Annotated in this window: 16 protein-coding genes; 5 read left to right on the top strand and 11 right to left on the bottom strand. The window is 63.8% G+C overall.

Going from position 1 to position 17955, the window contains the following annotated elements; all coding sequences use genetic code 11:
* Positions 1 to 216 precede the first annotated feature (216 nt).
* Genes M8523_RS01160 through ltnD form a run of 3 tightly spaced genes read right to left on the bottom strand, consistent with a single transcriptional unit; the run spans position 217 to position 2348 of the window.
* Complete coding sequence (locus tag M8523_RS01160) at positions 217 to 1122, bottom strand: NAD-dependent epimerase/dehydratase family protein (protein WP_282582984.1); 906 nt, start codon at positions 1120 to 1122, stop codon at positions 217 to 219.
* Between the two features lie 35 nt (positions 1123 to 1157).
* Positions 1158 to 1346, bottom strand: a complete 189-nt coding sequence (locus M8523_RS01155) for a hypothetical protein (protein WP_282582983.1) — start codon at positions 1344 to 1346, stop codon at positions 1158 to 1160.
* 45 nt (positions 1347 to 1391) lie between these two features.
* Positions 1392 to 2348: an L-threonate dehydrogenase gene (gene ltnD / locus M8523_RS01150; protein WP_282582982.1), complete on the bottom strand. Its 957-nt coding sequence runs from the start codon at positions 2346 to 2348 to the stop codon at positions 1392 to 1394.
* 169 nt (positions 2349 to 2517) lie between these two features.
* Between ltnD and M8523_RS01145 the strand changes: the two genes are divergently transcribed.
* On the top strand, positions 2518 to 3558 hold the full coding sequence (locus M8523_RS01145; RefSeq protein WP_282582981.1) for a LacI family DNA-binding transcriptional regulator: 1041 nt from the start codon (positions 2518 to 2520) through the stop codon (positions 3556 to 3558).
* A 75-nt stretch (positions 3559 to 3633) separates the two neighbouring features.
* Here the strand turns inward: M8523_RS01145 and M8523_RS01140 are convergent, their stop codons facing one another.
* The 6 genes from M8523_RS01140 to M8523_RS01115 form a co-directional block, all read right to left on the bottom strand.
* Entirely contained in the window at positions 3634 to 5229 is a 1596-nt protein-coding gene (locus M8523_RS01140) for an amidase (RefSeq protein WP_282582980.1), read from the bottom strand.
* Entirely contained in the window at positions 5226 to 6305 is a 1080-nt protein-coding gene (rutA, locus tag M8523_RS01135; RefSeq protein WP_282582979.1) for a pyrimidine utilization protein A, read from the bottom strand. The genes M8523_RS01140 and rutA (M8523_RS01135) overlap by 4 nt, the downstream gene beginning before the upstream one ends.
* 66 nt (positions 6306 to 6371) lie before the next feature.
* Complete coding sequence (locus tag M8523_RS01130) at positions 6372 to 6905, bottom strand: flavin reductase (protein WP_282582978.1); 534 nt, start codon at positions 6903 to 6905, stop codon at positions 6372 to 6374.
* 48 nt (positions 6906 to 6953) lie between these two features.
* Positions 6954 to 8468 carry a DHA2 family efflux MFS transporter permease subunit gene (locus M8523_RS01125; protein WP_282582977.1) on the bottom strand — a complete coding sequence of 505 codons (1515 nt, stop codon included), beginning with the start codon at positions 8466 to 8468 and terminating at the stop codon, positions 6954 to 6956.
* A gap of 37 nt (positions 8469 to 8505) precedes the next feature.
* Positions 8506 to 9810: an amidase gene (locus M8523_RS01120; RefSeq protein ID WP_282582976.1), complete on the bottom strand. Its 1305-nt coding sequence runs from the start codon at positions 9808 to 9810 to the stop codon at positions 8506 to 8508.
* Positions 9811 to 9821: 11 nt separating this feature from the next.
* Positions 9822 to 10817 carry an asparaginase gene (locus M8523_RS01115; protein ID WP_282582975.1) on the bottom strand — a complete coding sequence of 332 codons (996 nt, stop codon included), beginning with the start codon at positions 10815 to 10817 and terminating at the stop codon, positions 9822 to 9824.
* A gap of 294 nt (positions 10818 to 11111) precedes the next feature.
* On the opposite strand from M8523_RS01115, the gene rutA (M8523_RS01110) reads away from it, so the two are divergent.
* Complete coding sequence (rutA, locus tag M8523_RS01110) at positions 11112 to 12194, top strand: pyrimidine utilization protein A (RefSeq protein ID WP_282582974.1); 1083 nt, start codon at positions 11112 to 11114, stop codon at positions 12192 to 12194.
* A 24-nt stretch (positions 12195 to 12218) separates the two neighbouring features.
* On the opposite strand, the gene M8523_RS01105 is transcribed toward rutA (M8523_RS01110), so the two are convergent.
* Together M8523_RS01105 and M8523_RS01100 are read right to left on the bottom strand one after the other, a co-directional pair.
* Positions 12219 to 12461, bottom strand: coding sequence for a DUF6894 family protein (locus M8523_RS01105; protein WP_282582973.1), 243 nt, complete (start codon positions 12459 to 12461; stop codon positions 12219 to 12221).
* Positions 12462 to 12624: 163 nt separating this feature from the next.
* The gene (locus M8523_RS01100) at positions 12625 to 14547 is read right to left on the bottom strand and encodes a HAMP domain-containing methyl-accepting chemotaxis protein (protein ID WP_282582972.1); all 1923 of its coding nucleotides are present in this window, start codon (positions 14545 to 14547) and stop codon (positions 12625 to 12627) included.
* Between the two features lie 284 nt (positions 14548 to 14831).
* Between M8523_RS01100 and M8523_RS01095 the strand changes: the two genes are divergently transcribed.
* Genes M8523_RS01095 through M8523_RS01085 form a run of 3 tightly spaced genes read left to right on the top strand, consistent with a single transcriptional unit; the run spans position 14832 to position 17913 of the window.
* Entirely contained in the window at positions 14832 to 16133 is a 1302-nt protein-coding gene (locus tag M8523_RS01095) for an ABC transporter substrate-binding protein (protein ID WP_282582971.1), read from the top strand.
* A complete protein-coding gene (locus M8523_RS01090) occupies positions 16130 to 17056 on the top strand; it encodes an ABC transporter permease (RefSeq protein ID WP_282582970.1) in 927 nt (308 codons plus the stop codon). Before M8523_RS01095 ends, M8523_RS01090 begins: the two co-directional genes overlap by 4 nt.
* Positions 17056 to 17913 carry an ABC transporter permease gene (locus M8523_RS01085; RefSeq protein WP_282583406.1) on the top strand — a complete coding sequence of 286 codons (858 nt, stop codon included), beginning with the start codon at positions 17056 to 17058 and terminating at the stop codon, positions 17911 to 17913. The genes M8523_RS01090 and M8523_RS01085 overlap by 1 nt, the downstream gene beginning before the upstream one ends.
* The last annotated feature ends 42 nt before the right edge of the window (positions 17914 to 17955 follow it).

The following is a 17955-nucleotide window of genomic DNA, read 5'->3' as shown; positions in this document are numbered from 1 at the left end:
TTCGTTTCCGGTGATGGCAGCTCGTCGCCGCGATGGCTTGACGACATCTCCTCCGGCATGGGTAACAATGGATTTATCTGGCATCCCGGTCAGGCAGGGCCTCGGGCCAGGTGCTTCGAATGGCATCCCTACCGCCGCTCCCGACATTTGGGTTTGCCGGCGGCGCATCCATGGCTCGCATGGATACGCCGTAACTATCCTGAGAACGGCAGTTCTTCAGACTTTGGCCGTCGAAGACACGTATTTGCGCCAATTGTGATGCTCGACAAAACCGAGCATTTCGCGCGCCTTCTTGTTGGAAAATAGCGCCTCGTATTCGCCGAGTTGGCCGTGGACCGGAACATTCGGATAGAAGCGCTTCAAGAGGTCTGCGGTCGGCAGGTCGGACGAGCAATCGTTTTGGCCGGCATTGAAGATCTGGAAGCCGAGCCCGTCCTTCTTGATGCAGAGATCGACGATCTGCCCGAGATCGCGCGCGTCGATGTAGCTCCAGGTGATGCGCTTGCGGAAGCCCGGATCGGCGAAGAAGCCGGGAAAGTTCGCGTATTCATGCGGCTCGATCACATTGCCGATGCGGATCGCGTAGATGTCCGCACCCGAGCGCTGCGCGAAGGCATGGCCGGTACGCTCGTTGCAGATTTTCGACAGGGCGTAGCTGTCCATCGGGTTGACGGGATAGTCTTCGTCGAACGGGAAATAGGCCGGATCGCGCGGCTCGTTGGAGAAAACGAGGCCATAGGTGGTCTCGGACGAGGCGATGATCGTCTTGCGGATCCCCAGCTTTTCAGCCGCCTCGACGATATTGTAGGTTCCCATCGTGTTGATGCGGAAGGTCTCGTTGTCGGGTGTGATCATGATGCGCGGGATCGCGGCGAAATGCACCACGGCGTCGATTTTCGGGGCCCGCAGCGACGGCGCGAATTCGTGTTTTTCCAGCGTGCTCGTGAGAGCGTTGAACACCTGGCCGCTGTCGGTGATGTCGGTGATGAGCGTGCGGACCTTGGGGTGGTCGAGCGGCTTCATGTCCAGGTTAAGGACATTGTAGCCCTGCTCGACCAGATAGGCGACGACGTGTTTGCCGGCCTTGCCGCTGCCGCCGGTGAAAACGATGTTCTTGGCCAAGGTATGCTCCATTTTGGACAGCGATCCGACAGCCTTCAAAGCGCCGAGACGCCCAGCAGATTGTCGTTGGTGGGGAAATAGGGCTTCAAGGAATCGATCAACGCCGCGGACAGGATGAGCGCCGTGAGGGCGTTGAGTTGCCGAATTTCCAATAGCGAACCGGGGCGCCAGCCGACATCCGGGGCTGGGCCGCGCCTGACAGCCGAACCGTCAACACTCCGCACGATCCACCCTCCCCATCGGGATGCCTGGAGCCCGTTGACCAAGCTTTAGGTTTTGGCCTGTCCGGGCAAGTCGAGGCCCGCGATCTGCGCGATCAGCCGCGCCACGGAACTGTCGTCGTCACGTCCCATGCCGGCAGCCGACGTCATGAGAAACATTTGCAGCGCGCTTGCCGCGATCGGCGTCGGAAACTTGGTCGAGCGACCGATATCGGCGACGATGCCGAGATCTTTCGTGAAAATATCGACCGCACTCGCGGGCCGGTAGTCGCCCTTGAGCACATGCGGGATACGATTCTCGAACATCCAGGAATTGCCGGCCGCGGCCGTGATGACTTCGTAGACCTTTTCGAGGTCGAGACCGAGACGCTTGGCGAGCGTGATTGCCTCGCAGGCCGCCGCGATATGGACGCCGGCAAGCAATTGATTGACGATCTTGAAGGACGCACCGATGCCGGCCTCGTCACCCAGCCGGTAGACGGTCTTGGCCATGGCATCGAGCGCAGACTGCGCCGCCGCGAAAGCGTCGGGGGTGCCCGACGCCATCACGGTCAGTTCACCGCTTGCGGCGCGGGCTGCGCCACCGCTGATCGGCGCGTCGAGATAGTGCAAGCCATGCTCCGCGCACCGCGATGCGAGCCGCCGCGCGTCATCGGGCGCCATCGTGGCGCATGAGATGATGACACCGCCTTTCGCCAGCTGCGCCGCCGCTCCCTGCGTACCGGCTTCACCGAACAGCACAGCTTCCGTCTGAGCGGCATTGACGACCACCAGCACCAGGATAGATGCACCTTGAGCGGCTTCCATCACCGAAGCGGCGCCCCGCCCACCATCCGCGATAAAACGCTCGACCGCCGCGACATCGCGATCGAAGCCGACGACCGGCATAGCCTGGAGAAGGCTCCGAGCCATGCCGAGGCCCATCGAACCGAGGCCGATCACGGCCGACTGTGGTCCACCCTGCTGCATGATGTCCTGCATCTGCTTGTTCTTGGAACGTACCATCGCAGGAACCGTCAGCGCCGTCATCCCCGAAATGACAGCGCTAACATGAATTAAGTGGACATGAGCCGCATCCGGATGCGCGACACGGTTTGAGGATCATCCTCTCTGCACCTAAGGTGGCGTCGTGTGACGCCGTTCGGCGGCCCACGGGTTTTCGTGGCGAAGGTTGATGTCAGCTCCCTCTGAACGATCGAAGCGCCGCCGCTCGACGGGTCAGCAGCCCATCACGCTGTCTGACGTCGCGGCTCGCGCCAAGGTTAGCGAGATCACGGTGTCACGCATCCTGCGCGGCGTCGGTCCAATCGCGGACAGTACGCGGGAACGTGTGATGGAGGCTGTCGACGCGATGGGCTATGTGCCCAATCGTGTCGCCGGCACGCTTGCCTCCTCGGTGTCGAGTCTCGTCGGGGTGATCATTCCTTCCTTGTCGAATATCGTGTTTCCCGAAGTCCTGCAGGGGATCAATGCCGGGCTCGAGCCCTCGGGATATCGGCCCGTCGTCGGCATCACGGACTACGATGCGACGACGGAGGAGAAACTCGTCGCCTCGCTGCTCGCCTGGAAACCAGCGGCCATGATCATCGCGGGGTTCGACCATACGCCCATGACGCGCCGACGGCTGCAGACGAGCGGCATCCGCATCGCCGAACTCATGGATATCGACGCGACGCCGATCGATCTCGCGGTGGGCCTGTCACATCGGGCCGCGGGCTACGACACGGGCCGGCATCTTCTCCGCCGCGGTTACCGGCGCTTCGGCTATGTCGGTCACGACTGGAGTGCAGACCGGCGCGCCAAGCTGCGCTACGACGGCTTGCGGCAGGCCTTGTGCGATGCCGGGCACGTTTTCGCGGGCGAAGCCATGACTCAGGGGCCGAGTTCCACCGGGGCGGGCCGGTCCATGTTGGACGCACTTCTCCGGTCCAGCCCCGACGTCGATGTGGCCGTCTTCTCCAACGACGATATGGCGGTTGGCGGAGTGTTTCACTGCATGACAGCTGGCATTACCCCGAAACGGGATCTGGGCCTCTTCGGCTTCAACGGGCTCGACATCGGTCAAGCCCTGCCTTTGCGGCTCTCGACCATCCGGTCGAACCGGTTTCTCATCGGGCGGATGGCGGTCGAGAAGATGTTGCAGCAGTCCGAGCGACCGGGGACGCCCGAAATCATCGACACGGGGTACGAGATCGTCGAGGGTGAGACAGCGTGACTAAGGTGACGACGCGCTTACGGTGAACCGGCCGGCGCCTTCAACCAATCGCCGTCCTATGGCAATGGCAGAGCGTCACGCTGCCTCGGGGGGCGCCCGCCGGTGGTGTCCCGTCGCACGCTGAAACGCGCTGCCGACAGACAGGCAGAGCGCGTCGTCGAACAACTTGCCGACGATCTGGATCGCCACTGGCAGCCCCGTCGAGCCAAGGCCGGAGGGCAGCATCAGGGCAGGCAGACCGGTATAGTCGAAGATCATGGTGTTGCGCGGGACCACGCGCTGGAGCGGGTGACGCTCGCCGTTCACCGCGATGGTCAGATCGTCGAGGAATGCGGCCTCGCCGCCAAGGCCGGGCGTGATGAGCACGTCGGTCTCGGCCATTGCGCTGAGGATCCGCGTCTGCACCAGCGGACGGCGGCGCAGGGCGCGCAAATAGTCGATCGCGTCGAACATACGACCCTGCTCGATACGGGCCCGCGTGCCGGGATCGAAGGCTTCCATCTGGTCGATCTCGGGCTCCTGCAGGCTCGCCAATTCGCACATCATGAGCAGATAGCCGTCCTCATGGGCGGTCTGGATCGGGCCGAGATCCACCGGCACGAGCCGCGCCCCGAGGCTCTCGAACACGGTCAACGCCTCGCGCCACGCGGCCAGGACGGCCTCGTCCTGCAGTTCCACGAACCAGCCATTCGGCACACCGATCCGCAGGCCGGAAAGGTCGAGCCGTGCCCGGTCCCCGGCATAGGCCGCGACCGCATAGGCATCCCGACCGTCCGGGCCGGCGATCAGCGGCATGACGACCGCGAGATCGTCGGCCGAACGGGCCAGCGGACCCACATGATCCAAGGTCCAGGACAAGCTCGCCACCCCGGTGCGGGGGACGAGGCCGCGGGTCGGCTTCAAGCCCGTAATGCCGCAGGACGCGGCCGGAATACGGATCGATCCGCCGGTGTCCGTGCCGAGCGCCAGCGGCAGCAGCCGCGCCGCCAGCGCGGCACCGGAGCCGGTCGAGGACCCTCCCGTCCACCGGTCGGCACGCCAAGGATTACGGACCGCGCCATAGCGCGGGTTGTGGGCGGAGCCGCAGGCGAATTCCGTGGTCGCCAGCATCGCCACCGGGATCGCGCCGGCTTGCACCAGCCGAGCCACCACTTCGGCATCCAGGGTGGCTACGCGGCGCCCCGTCTGCAGAGACCCACAGGTGACCGGCGCGCCCGCGACGTCGATGATGTCCTTCACCCCAAACGGGATGCCCTCGAGCGCACGGGCCTCCCCGGCCCGCAATCGCCGCCGACTCTCCACCGCCGCGGCCTCCGCACGCGGGATCGCGGCCAGCACGGCATCGCGTCCCGAGGGGTGCGATGCCATTCTCTCGTTCAGGCCTGCCATGACCGCGACCGGGTCCGTTGCACCAGCCGCGTAGGCGGCCAAAAGGCCGCCGATGCCCAATGTGTGGACAGGCGCGTCGATCGGATCATCCGAGACCGGTCCGGCGGGCGCGACCGTCATCCGTCGGGGCGCCGCGGCGGCGAAGCTTCGTTCGGCCCAGGCCGGTTCGGGCGACGACGTGTCATAGGGGGGCGGCAGTTCGCTTTTGACAGCCGACCGAGGCGCCACGGTCCCGGCCATGATCGTGGCGCGAATTGTGTCCGCCGAAACCGCGTTGCTCACGCGGCAAGCCGGGTCTGAACGGTCGCACGGGATTGCATCAGCGGCTGAATACGTTCGCCGAACTGGTCGAGTCCGATCAAGAAATCGTCAAAAGTGAGCATGATGCCCTTGGCGCCTTCGATCGTGTCGATCTCGTCCAGCATGCGGGCCACGTTGGCATAGGAACCGACGAGCGTTCCCATGTTGAAATTCACCGCGCCCTCGGGAAGGTTGATGTGTTTGGCAGTGCCGTTATCGCCCGCGTCCTTGCTGCCCTGATCGGCCATCCAGGACAGGGCATCGACATCGGCCCCATCGCGATATTTCTGCCATTTCGCCTGAGCGAGCTCGTCGGTTTCGTCGGCGATCACCATGAAGAGCACGTAAGAGCCGACGTCGCGGCCGGTTTTGGCAGCCGCCTCTACCAGCTTCTGGCAGGTCGGTGCGCATGCCCTTGGCGTATTGACCCCCGTGCCCATGACGAAATTATAGTCCGCATAGCTCGCGGCGAATTCCATGCCGCGACCGCTCTGGCCTGCCGCTACGATCTTGATGTCGGCCGAAGGCAGCGGCTTCATGGCGCAATCGGTCATGGTGAAGAAGCGGCCCTTGTGGTTCGACTCGCCGGTCGACCAGAGATCCTTCATCACCTGAACGTATTCGGACGAATATTCGTAGCGGTGCCCGAAGTAATCGTCGCCAGGCCACAACCCCATCTGGTCGTATTCGGCCTTTTGCCAGCCGGACACGATATTGATCCCGAACCGGCCGCCGGAAATGGAATCGATCGTCGTCGCCATCCGGGCCACGATCGCGGGCGGCAGTGTCAACACGGCCGTCGAGGCGTAGAGTTTGATCTTGGTCGTCACGGCCGCGAGGCCCGCCATCAGCGTGAAGGATTCGAGGTTGTAGTCCCAGAACTCCGTCTTGCCGCCGAAGCCATGCAGCTTGATCATCGAGAGGGCGAATTCGAACCCGTAATGTTCGGCCTTCTGCACCACTGCTTTATTCAGATCGTAGCTCGGCTTGTACTGGGGTGCCGCTTCCGAAATCAGCCAGCCGTTGTTGCCGATCGGAATGAAGACGCCGATATCCATATCAAATCTCCTTCAAGCGTGAGGCGGGAACTGTTGATGCGAGGCAAGCGACATGCCATGCGACAATCAGCTTTGGTCGGCGACGGCATGGAACCGCCGGTCGAAATAGATGAGCCCGTGGCCGGCCGTTGCCGAACGAACCGCCAGGACCGAGCAGAACAGAACATCATGCGTGCCGCTCTCGACGATCTCGGCGACCTGGCAATCGAATGACGCCAGGGCGCCGTCGAGCACCGGCGCATCAGTGGTGAGCGTGGTCCACTTGGCCGAGGCGAAGCGATCGGCCATCGGCGTCTTGCCGCCGAACAGGCTCGCAATCCCCTCCTGCCCGAAGGCCAGCGTGTTGACGCAGAGGATGCCATTGGCCTTGAACGTGTCATAGACCGACGCGCTGCGGTTGAGGCACACGAGCAGCGTTGGCGGGCTGTCGGAAACGCTACAGACCGCCGAGGCGGTAAAGCCCGCCTGACCGGCCGGACCGCTGGTGGTGACGACATTCACGGCGCCCCCGAGTCTCGCCATGGCGTCCCGGAATGCCTCGCGGGTGGGACCTGAGCCACGCAGACCCGGCTCCGTTTTGGTGATGTCTTGAAGCGACATAGCGGGTTCCTTCCAGGCGCTGTCCGCAAAAGGGTGATGCTGCAAGTTTCAGGCCGGATCCCGGCGACGATCTCGGCCGGGCCAGAAACGGGGAATGGCGTCTGACGGTTTTGCCTTTCGATCCGCACGCCAACCGCTCACTTCGGCACCGTCCTCCGAGCGCAGGCGCAGGAACTGGGGAAGCGACAGCAGCGGGATCACGGCCATCAGCAGGAACACCAGGGTGAAATCACGTTGGACCGGGCCGGTCGCCGGATTGCCGACGACGGCCAGGAAGGTCGCCGCGAGCGAAATCCCGAGCCCCATGGAAATCTGTTGCGCCACGGCCGCGATACTGACGCTGGCACTCAGCCGGTCGGGAGGCAGTTCGGCGTAGATCAACATGTTCTGGGCGTTGAACTGCACCGATGACACAAGGCTGGACAGCACGAGATAAGCCATGAGCAGGGGGCGCGGCGTCGTGCTCGTAAAGCCCGCGCAGCCCGCGATCACGATCGCACCCAGGATCGGGGTCACCAGCATCAGGCGCCGAAACCCGAACCGCCTGAGAAGCGGTACCATGAGCGGCCGGGTGATCAGCGACCCGATGGCGGCCGTGAAGGTGATCGACCCGGATTGCAGCGCCGACAGGCCGTAGCAGAGCTGAAACAAGAGGGGCAGCAGGAACGGCTGACCGTTCAAGCCGACGCGGCAGAGGCTTCCAGCAAGCACCCCGATCCGGAACGTACGGGACCGCAGAAGCGTGAGATCAAGCGCCGGATGCGCGGTGTTTCGTGCGCCGTAGACATAGAGCAGCGCCGCGCCGGGGATTAGCAAGGCGACGATCAGGCGCATAAAGCCCGGCAGGAAGGGCGCGGTCGTGTTCTCGATGCTGAGTTGCAGACAGGCGAACGCCAGGGCGACCAGAAGGAACCCTTTGAGGTCGAAACGGCGGCGTGGAATCTCGGGGTCCGGGGCAATGAACGCGAGGGTCGCGGCGATCGCAGCCGCGCCGACAGGCAGATTGAGATAGAAAATCCACCGCCAGGACGCGTAGGTCGTAATCAGCCCGCCCAGCAGCGGACCAAGAAACGGGCCGATCAGCACCGGGGTCACCATGAAACTCATGGCCCAGGCCAGATCGCGCTTGTCGAAGGATCGCAGCAGGATGAGCCGCCCGACCGGAGTCGTCATGGCACCGCCGAACCCTTGCAGGGCGCGCGCGGCCAGCAAGCCTTCGAGATTCTGCGACGCGCCACAGAGCGCCGAGCCGAGCATGAACAGGCCGAGCGCCCCGCAGAACAGACGCTTAGCCCCGACACGGTCGGCCAGCCAGCCGCTCATCGGGATGAAGACCGCCAAGCTGAGCGTGTAGACCGTGATGGCCATGTGAAGCGTGAGCGGCATGACCCGCAGGTCGGTCGCGATCGTCGGGATCGAGGTGTTCAAAACCGTGGAATCGATCGATTCCATCAAGAAGGCCGCCGCGACGATCAGCGGAACGAGCGGACGGCGGCCGGAGCGCAGCGCTGGCAGGGAAACCTCCGGCTGCGCGGCGTGATCGACCTTCGACGACATCGTCATGGTCGCTCAGGCCATCCCGGTCGAGCGGCGCAGCAATTCAACGCGCATGCGTTGCTCCCTGCGCCTCGAAGAGCGGTCCGATGATCTTTGCCATGCCGAGCAGATGACGGTCTCTGTAGCGGCCCGCAACGAGGGACAGGCCAACAGGCATCCCGGCAGGACCCACGAAGCCGGGCAGGTTGACCACCGGAACATGCAGCAGGGTCCACATCGAATTGAAGGAGGCGTCCCCCGTGCCCTCGCCCACGGGAGCCTCACCGACGGCGCTCGGTGTCAAGACGGCGTCGAAATCCGCCGCGATGGCATCGAATGCCATGCGGCCTTGCGCCGCGACATCATAGGCTTCAAGCAAAGCGGCCTTCGAGATCCTCCTGCGGTTCTCCACCATGGCCCTGAAATCGTCGTGCAGACGTGCGTGGTCGAACCGGTCCTCGCTCAGGAATGTCGCTCTGGCCTCGCCATGCATGACCGCGGTGTGATGATCCGGCAATGTGTCGAAGAGTGGCGGCAGATCGAGGTCGACGACGTCCGCGCCGGCACGCCGCAACAGCGCGATGCCGGTGTCGAAGGCGGCGCGTGTCGCCGCTTCCGCCTTGGGCCAGACGGGAGACCGGCAGGCGGCGACCCGAGCCCCTGCGAGTGCGACAGCTTTGGGCGACACGCGATCCTCGAGGTCGAACACGTCGGCCAGGAGGTCGAGGTCGGCCACCGAGCGCGCGTAGAGTCCAAGCGTGTCGAGGGTCGGCGACAGCATCTTGAGGCCCTCGCGATTGATGGCGCCCCAGGTCGCCTTCAGCGCGTAGACGCCGCAGAAGGAGGCAGGGCGGATCGTCGACCCGCCGGTCTGCGTGCCGAGCCCGATCGGCACCTGGCAGTCGGCCACCACGGCTGCCGAGCCGCTCGATGAACCGCCGGGCGTCCGGGCGGAATCATGCGGATTGCGGGACCGGCCGCCCCGGACGGTGGCGGCGAATTCGGTCGTGTCGGTCTTGCCGAAGATCAACGCTCCGGCGGCGCGTAGGGTTCTCACGCAGCCGGCATCGATGGCCGGAAAGCTGTCCTGGTAGAGCGGCGAGTTGTGTCGGGTCGGCAGATCCTGCGTCTGGATGACGTCCTTGACCGCAATGGGAAGACCGTGAAGCGGGCCGCGGGGACCGAGACGATCGAGCTCACGGGCTTGCACAAGCACCCGATCGCGGTCGAGCGCCACCCAGCCTTTGACGACCGCGTCCCGCGCGTCGATGCGCGCGAAGCAGGAAAGCGCCAGGTCTTCGACAGACAGTTGCCCCGCCCGCATCCGCGCCACCGCCTCGGACGCCGACAGGAGGTTTGGCTGCGTCATGTGAGCCGCGCTCAATAGGTGTCGACGATGCGGCGGATCTCCACCGGGTCACGCGTCACCGTCAGGGCCAAGGCGAGAAGAAGGCGCGCCTTTTGGGGGTTGAGGTTGTCGGCCGGGATGATTCCCATGTCGCGCAGCTTGTGCCCATCGAGGGTGACGCCGCTGCCCGCGCGGGTCGATTGCAGCACCGTGACGCCGGCCTTCACGGCCTCGGCCAGTGCCACACCCTCGTCAGGTGTCGTCATCCCGGGCGCGAAACCGGCCGAGACCAACCCCCGTGCGCCAGCCGCCACATAGGCGCGGATCGCCGTGCCGTCGCCGCCCGCGTAGGAATAGACGATATCGACACGCGGCAGGGCTTCGAGCGGGCGGAGGTCGAATTCCGTGTCCGGTGCATGCCGCCGCTCGGTGGAGCGGTAATAGCGGACGAGATCCCCGTCGACATAGCCGAGAATGCCGAAATCCGGCGTCCGGAACGTCTGCATCCGGAACGTCGAGGTCTTCGTCACCTCGCGCGCCGCCTGGATCTCGTCGTTGAGGAGCACCAGCACCCCCCTGCCCCGCGACGCCGGGCTCGCCGCGGTCCGCACCGCATTGACGAGGTTGAGGGCGGCGTCCGTCGACAAACCGCTGAGCGGCCGCTGCGATCCCACAATCACGACCGGGATGGAGACCTTGAGCGTGAGGCTCAGGATATAGGCCGTCTCCTCCAGCGTCGCCGTGCCATGGCCGATGACGATGCCGGCAAGATCCGGGTGCTCGGCCACGAGCCTGTCGCAGATGAGCGCCAGCTCCTTCCATTCGGGGAAACCAAGGGCCGTGGTGGGCACGGCCTTGAACCGCACCGGGACGATCTCCGCCACCTCCCGAACCTCGGGAAAGGCGTCGAGGATTTCCTCGGCATGCAGCATGGTTTTGTTGATGCTGTAATCCAGCAGATCGAGAGGCCCCCGGCCGACCGACGACATGGTGCCGCCCGTTCCGATGAAAGCCACCTTCGCCACCATGCCGGTCCCGCCTCTATGCCGGACGCCCCGTCACGGAGGATGGCCCGGCTTGCAGCACCCTTTGCTGCGCTGAGGCGACGCTAGGGCCGATCCGACGGGCCGCGCCATGCATGATTTCTTCAAGACGGATGAGAAAAGGTCATTAGGCGACACCGGAATGGACTTGCGAGCATAGGCCATCAAGGTGGCTCGCTGGCGCCATGGCGCGTGCGAACGCGTGACATGCGCCACGACGGGGGCCACCCTGGATGCAGCGGAACCGGCATCCCCTCGGGAGCCCAGGAGCGTCAATTCTTGAAAATCGGTGTCTTCATCCCGATCGGCAGCCGGGGCTGGCTGATCTCCACGACCTCGCCCAAAACCATGCCGAGCTTCGATCTCAACCGCACCGTGGTGCAGCGGGCCGAGCATTATGGTCTCGATTTCGCGCTCTCCATGATCAAGCTACGCGGCTATACCGGGCCAAGCGAATATTGGGTCCACAACCTGGAATCCTTTACCCTGATGGCCGGGATCGCGGCGGTGACGCGCCGCATCCAGCTCTTCGCCTCCGTGGCCGTGCTCACCATGCCGCCGCCCCTCGTGGCCCGGATGGCGGTCACGATCGACTCCATCGCGCCCGGCCGATTCGGGGTGAATATCGTCACCGGATGGCAGCCGAAGGAATATCAGCAGATGGGACTCTGGCCGGGCGACGCGCATTTCGCCCGCCGCTACGATTATGTGTCCGAATATGTGCAGATCATGCAGGAGTTGTGGACGAAAGGCCGCTCCGACCTGAAGGGCGATTTCTTCCAGATGGACGATTGCCTGTTGAGCCCGCAGCCTTCCGGGCACATTCCCATCGTCGGGGCCGGCCAGAGCGACCGTGGCATGCGCTTCGTCGCCGAATATGGTGATTACAATTTCGTCGGTGCGCCCGGTCTGAACGCGCCGCAAGCACCCCGCGCCGTCCTCGATCGCGTCGGGGCCGCCGTGGCCGCGACCGGGCGCGACGTCGGCGCCCTGCTGCTACTCATGATCATCGCCGATGAAACAGATGAGGCGGCCTTCGCAAAATGGGACCACTACAAGGCCGGCACCGACCTTGAAGCACTCCAATGGCAGGCCACGCAGGCCGGCGCCGACAGCAAAGCCCAGGAGGGATCGACCGCCTCGAACCTCATGAGCGTCATCCAAGACCCGCAGCCGACCGGCATCTTCAAGCTGATCGGCTCCTACGCCAGCATCGCCCGCATGCTCGACGAGATCGCCACCCTGCCCGGCCTGAAAGGCGTGATGCTCACCTTCGATGATTTCATCATCGGCATGGAGCAATTTGGGGAACACATCCAGCCACTGATGAAGAGCCGGCAGGGCTCTGGTGTGACAGAGTAACGGCCACCAGCGCTGAATTCATGTCTACCCCCGGCCTGCGGCCGACTCGACCGCTGTGCCGAACACGGTGAACAGGATCAGACCCGTCTCATCCGAGATCTCGATCCGCCATTCCTCGTCTTGCAGAAACTGATCCGTCTGGGCCTTCATCTCTTCGGCCATCTGCCGGGATGCCTCCCGGCGGGCGTGTGCGAGATCCTGCAATTCGGCCCCGGCGAGGTCAGGGGGTCGGCCGTCCTTGCAAAGGTTGAAGAAGTAGCGGGGCATCGGTCATCCTCGGGGTTGGAGGATAGACGCCTTGGAGGCCGATTGGTGCCGAACCGATGTCAATAAACTCGGCAGACGATGCCGAAGCGGGTTTGAAAAACGCGGCAGTACCCCGATCGATCGGCATGTCTGCCGACCGTCGGGGTACCGGGCTGCGATAGGATCAGAACTCTTCCCAGCTTTGCGCCGCGGCCTCAGGCTTGCGGGCTGCCCCGCCGGAGCCGGTCGTCTTCAAGGCCGTGACCGTCTTGCGGGCCGGCTTCGCCTGAGGCCGCGCGGTGGTCGGGCGATGGCTCGCGTCGACCTGGAACTGTCCGATCAGGCGCGCAAGCTCCTGGGTTTCCGTCGCCAGGTTCTTGCTGGCCGCCGTCGATTCCTCGACCATGGCGGCATTCTGTTGCGTCACCTGGTCCATCTGGTTGATGGCCGTGTTGACCTCCTGCAAGGCCGTCGCCTGTTCCTGCGTGCTGGTTGCGATATTGGAGACGACTTCGTTGATCTCGGCCACCTGGGTGACGATGCGCTTCAGCGCGTCGCCGGTTTCGTTGACGAGATCGACGCCCGCGCCGACCTGTTGGCTCGAGGTCGAGATCAGCGCCTTGATTTCCTTGGCGGCCTCTGCCGATCGCTGCGCCAGGGCCCGCACCTCCGAAGCCACGACCGCGAAGCCACGGCCCGCTTCACCCGCCCGCGCCGCCTCGACGCCCGCGTTCAGCGCCAGCAGGTTGGTCTGGAAGGCGATCTCGTCGATCACGCCGATGATCTGGCTGATCTGATGCGCCGATTGCTCGATGGCGCTCATGGCCTCGACCGCCTGACTGACCACGAGACCCGAATGTTCAGCATCGGATTTGGCGCTGCCGACGACCTTCTGGGCGTGCCGAGAGCCTTCGGAGGTCTTCTTCACCGTGGCGGTGATTTCATCGAGCGCCGCCGCTGTTTCCTCGAGACTCGCAGCCTGCTGTTCCGTGCGGCGGGACAGGTCGTCCGAGGCGGTCGAGATCTCGGCCGTGCCCGACCGGATCGCCGAGGTCGATGCCGAAATGACCGAGATGGTGTCCTGCAACTGACCGATGGCACCGTTGAAGTCGGCCCGCAGTTTTTCGTACTCGGGTGCAAAGGTGTGATCGATGCGGAACATCAGGTTGCCGCGGGCGAGATTCTCAAGGCCGGACGCCAGGGAGTCGACGACCTGCGCCTGCTGTTCGGCCACGCTCTTTCGGGCCTGCTCGTCCCTCACACGAGCCTCCTCGGCTTCCTGTCGCTGTCGGGCAGCCTGCGCTTCAAGCGCGATCTTTTCGAGACCCGTCGTCTTGAACACCTGGGCCACACGGGCAATCGTACCGATCTCGTCCTTTCGGTCGGCATCGAGGATCTCAACCTTGTAGTCACCGCCCGCGATGGCCGACATGGATCCGGCCAAAGTCGTCAGCGGTTTTGAAATCCATGTCCGCACGACAAAGAAGCCCGTCAGAGCAAGCAGCACCATGCCGCTCATGATCAGCGCCCATGTCGTATAGATGGTGGCGTTCGTGACATCTGACGTAGCATCGTTGATAACCTTCGTCTCTTTCAGCAGATCATCAACGGTTGCTCGCAGGTCGGCCGCCATGGCCATGAGCGCCGGAGCGCAATCCTTACTGTAGACGCTCTGGGCCTTCAGGACGCCTTCGGTGTCTGTTGCCTTCCCAAGCTCGACCGTTTCGGCGCAGGCTTTTTCGAGAGCCTGGATGACGTTCTGCTTGAGCGCTGCGAATCTGGTTGCATGTTCAGGCAACAAGACAGCGCTTTGATCCATGAGATTGATGAATTCGGCGCGGTTCGCAGACAGGGTCGCCTGGGCGGCACGATCCTCGTCATCTTTCCTGGCGATCAACAGGTCGGCCATGCTGGACCGCATGGCCCAGAGGGCTCGATTGGCTCGCGCCATGGAAATACCGGCGGCACCCTGATGATCGCTCAGATCGCTATAGGTGTCATCGATCACCCGCATCTTGCTCGTCGAGAACAGCGTCGCACCGACGCAGAACAACGCAAACAACGTGATGACACTCAGGAACTTACCGAGAATCGAGATATTCTTCATTTTTATAAGCCCCACCGCACATTCAACCACCGTGGCTGCGACGCGTGTAGCTTCGGTAAAATTGGATCTGCGTCTGTCTCCCGCGTGCGCATTAGGTTAATGCATTGCGGGCCGCTTCCGACTTGGTTCCTCCAAAAGGCTTGAGGTCGCCACTGCCTCATTGCGCGCCACCTGCCTTCCTTTTCGACGAAAGCTTTTCTCACCCGCCAATGAGTTTTCGTCAGTAGGACCGACGGAACACGGATGGGATCATCCCCTTGGAAGCTGCACCGAAGGGGAACTCGATGGCCGACATATCCGTGGATCAAGAGTCCGGACCGTCCCGCCGGGCGCTTCTCAAAGGCGGGGCGGCGGCAGCCGGACTTGCGGTGGGATCGGGCGCGATCACCGGTTTTCCGACGATCTGGGCGCAGAACATCAAGGACATCACGCTCGCCCATGTGGGCCAGTCCTTTTCGGTGATCCCGCAAATCGCGGCGCAAGCCAGCAAGGATCTTGGCTTTAAGATCGACATGCAGGCTGTCGATTACGCAACCCAGTTGAACCGCACCTTCACCCAGCCCGAGTCTATCGACATTTCGGACCTTTCGATCAACGTGGTGCCGGACCTGATCAAGCAAGGCATCGGGATGCCGGTGCCGACCTCGAAATACAAGTGGTGGGACAAGACGGTTCCGATCTTCACCAAGGGCGAATACCCGGACGGCAAGAAGGCTTCGGTGCAGGGCGGCGCGCCGATCAAGTTCCAGTATTATGCCGACAAGGATGGCACGAAACTATCCGCGACGCCGACCGAATGGCTGGCCAGCATCCCCACCCTCTATAACGCCGACACGCTTGGCATCCGCCCCGACCTCGTCGGGCACAAGATCGACAGCTGGGCGGAACTCATCAACCCGCAATTCAAGGGCAAGGCGTCGCTCGTCGACGAGGCCGATATCGGCATTCTCGATGCCGCCATGGCGTTAGAGGCCGCCGGGCAGATGAAATATGCCGACAAGGGCAACATGACGAAGGCCGAGATCGACAAGACGATCGCGGCCCTGATCGAACTCAAGAAGAGTGGCCAATTCCGCTCGTTCTGGCAGAACTTCGACCAAAGCGTGAGCCTGATGGCCTCGGGTGAGGTCGTCATCCAGTCCATGTGGTCCCCCGCCGTGACCGAAGTGAGGACGCGGGGCATCGCGTGCGAATTCGTGCCGCTGAAGGAAGGGTATCGCGGCTGGGGCGTGACGCTGGTGCCAATGAAGCACCTGTCGGGCCTCAAGCTCGATGCCGCGATGGACTATCTCAACTGGTACAATTCGGGCTGGCAGGGCGCCTTCATCGCGCGCCAGGGCTATTACAGCACGGTGCCCGAAACCGCGAAGGCGATGCTCGAACCCTATGAATGGGATTATTGGTACGAGGGAAAACCGGCCGCGCAGGACATCAAGGACCCGTTCGGGAAGATGATGGAAAAGGCCGGCAACAAGCGCGACGGCGGTGCCCTCTGGGACCGCATGGGAAATGTGGCCGTGTGGAACTGCCTGATGGACGAGCAGCGCTACCTGACCAAGCGCTGGAACGAGTTCATCTCTGCATGAGCCTGGCGGCGCCCCTCCTGCGAAGCGCGCCGAGCACGAAGGCGGCGTCGCGAAAGCCAGCCCGGCCGTGGCCAAACTGGCTCGTCTCCTGGCTGCAGGTCGGGCCGCTCGCGCTCGTGTTGCTGTTCATGTTCGTGATGCCGCTCATCTTCGTGGTGGTCGTGAGTTTCTTCGACTACGAGCGGGTGCAGATCTATCCGGCCTTCCTGCTCGACAATTATGCCGAGATCTTCACCTCCGCGGTCACGGGGCGGCTCTATCTCAAGACGCTCGAATATGCGGCGATCGTCGAGGCGATCACGCTCGTTCTCGGCTTCTTCGTGGCCTACTACCTCACCTTCCACGTCCGCACGCTGCGCTGGCGCATCATCCTCATGCTCGCCTGCACGATCCCTTTCTTCACCTCGAACGTGATCCGGATGATCTCCTGGATCCCCTTCCTGGGCCGGAACGGCATCCTCAACGATGCGGTCATGGCGACGCATCTCGTCAATCAGCCGCTCGACTTCCTGCTCTTCTCGGATTTCGCCGTCATCCTCGCCTATGTGCACATCTTCACGTTGATGATGGTGGCGCCGATCGTCAATTCGATGAGCAAGATCGACCGCAGCCTGATTGCCGCCGCGCGGGATGCCGGCGCGAACGAATGGATGATCGTCCGCGACATCATCTTGCCGCTCTCCAAGACCGGGATGGCGCTCGGCTCGGTGCTGGTCCTGACCCAGGTCATGGGCGATTATTACATCGTCCGGGTCCTCAGCGGCGGCAAGAGCGCCGGGGTGGTGTCCGGCATCGCGACCCAGCTGAATGCGTTCGAATATCCACCGGCCGCGGCGAGTTCGGTCGTGCTGCTGGTGATCGTGCTGGCCCTGGTGATCGGCATCTTCAGCATCGTCGATGTGCGGAAGGAGTTGGCGGAATGATGACCGAGGGCGGCCAGCCACGATCCCGCTCCTTCTACGTGCTCGGCTTTTTCTTCCTCCTGTTCCTGGCCTTCCTGTATGGGCCGATGATCGTGATCTTCGTCCTGTCGTTCCAGGGACCGAACGGCGGCATGAGTTTCCCCATGGTCGGTACCTCGACGACCTGGTTCCAGGGGCTGTTGCAGGCGACGGGCCGGGTCGGTGACATACCGAGCGCATTCCAGCGCTCGCTGGGGCTCGCGCTGCTGGCCGCAGCCCTGACGGCGGTGATCTGCGTCTCGGCCGGCATGGGCTTCCGGCGGCGGTTTCCGGGGGCGGCCCTCCTCTTCTACACGGCGGTCGCCAGCCTCGTCATGCCGAGCCTCTTCGTCAGCTTCGGCATCGCGCTCGGCTTCAAGGAACTCGGCTGGCGCACGGGTCTCTTCACGTCCGGCCTCGGCGCACAACTCACCTGGACCCTGCCGTTCGGCCTGATGATCACCTTCGCGACCATCGGGCGGTTCGATCGTCGCTACGAGGAAGCCGCGACGGACCTCGGCGCCAACAGTTGGCAGCGCTTCCGCGACATCATCTTCCCGATCATCCTGCCCGGCATCATCGGCGTGGCGCTGTTCGGTTTCACCCTGTCCTACGACGAGTTTGCCCGATCGTCGCTGACGGTCGGCAACCAGAACACCTTGCCGCTGGAGATCTGGGCGCTGACGACCGCCGCCACCTCGCCGGTTCTGTTCGCGCTCGGTACGGTCACGACGGTCGTGTCCTTCACGGTCCTGACCCTGGCGATGCTCACCATTGGTTTGATCGTGCGGCGCCGCGCCGGCGGGCGGTTGTCAGCGGAGCGGTCGGCCCATGGCTGATGCCTTGGTGTCTCCACGCGCGCCGTCAGCCTGCCATCAGAG

This window comes from Lichenifustis flavocetrariae (assembly GCF_026130545.1).
GTDB lineage: Bacteria > Pseudomonadota > Alphaproteobacteria > Rhizobiales > Beijerinckiaceae > Lichenihabitans > Lichenihabitans flavocetrariae.
Note: the sequence above shows the minus strand (reverse complement) of the source record. Positions and strands in the feature narration are given on the sequence as shown.

Bases quoted from the DNA above. Each gene is read 5' to 3' on its own strand.
- ltnD (WP_282582982.1), bottom strand. From the start codon at position 2,348: ATGGTACGTTCCAAGAACAAGCAGATGCAGGACATCATGCAGCAGGGT.
- M8523_RS01145 (WP_282582981.1), top strand. From the start codon at position 2,518: ATGTCAGCTCCCTCTGAACGATCGAAGCGCCGCCGCTCGACGGGTCAG.
- rutA (WP_282582979.1), bottom strand. From the start codon at position 6,305: ATGGATATCGGCGTCTTCATTCCGATCGGCAACAACGGCTGGCTGATT.
- M8523_RS01130 (WP_282582978.1), bottom strand. From the start codon at position 6,905: ATGTCGCTTCAAGACATCACCAAAACGGAGCCGGGTCTGCGTGGCTCA.
- M8523_RS01125 (WP_282582977.1), bottom strand. From the start codon at position 8,468: ATGACGATGTCGTCGAAGGTCGATCACGCCGCGCAGCCGGAGGTTTCC.
- M8523_RS01120 (WP_282582976.1), bottom strand. From the start codon at position 9,810: ATGACGCAGCCAAACCTCCTGTCGGCGTCCGAGGCGGTGGCGCGGATG.
- M8523_RS01115 (WP_282582975.1), bottom strand. From the start codon at position 10,817: ATGGTGGCGAAGGTGGCTTTCATCGGAACGGGCGGCACCATGTCGTCG.
- M8523_RS01105 (WP_282582973.1), bottom strand. From the start codon at position 12,461: ATGCCCCGCTACTTCTTCAACCTTTGCAAGGACGGCCGACCCCCTGAC.
- M8523_RS01100 (WP_282582972.1), bottom strand. From the start codon at position 14,547: ATGAAGAATATCTCGATTCTCGGTAAGTTCCTGAGTGTCATCACGTTG.
- M8523_RS01095 (WP_282582971.1), top strand. From the start codon at position 14,832: ATGGCCGACATATCCGTGGATCAAGAGTCCGGACCGTCCCGCCGGGCG.
- M8523_RS01090 (WP_282582970.1), top strand. From the start codon at position 16,130: ATGAGCCTGGCGGCGCCCCTCCTGCGAAGCGCGCCGAGCACGAAGGCG.
- M8523_RS01085 (WP_282583406.1), top strand. From the start codon at position 17,056: ATGACCGAGGGCGGCCAGCCACGATCCCGCTCCTTCTACGTGCTCGGC.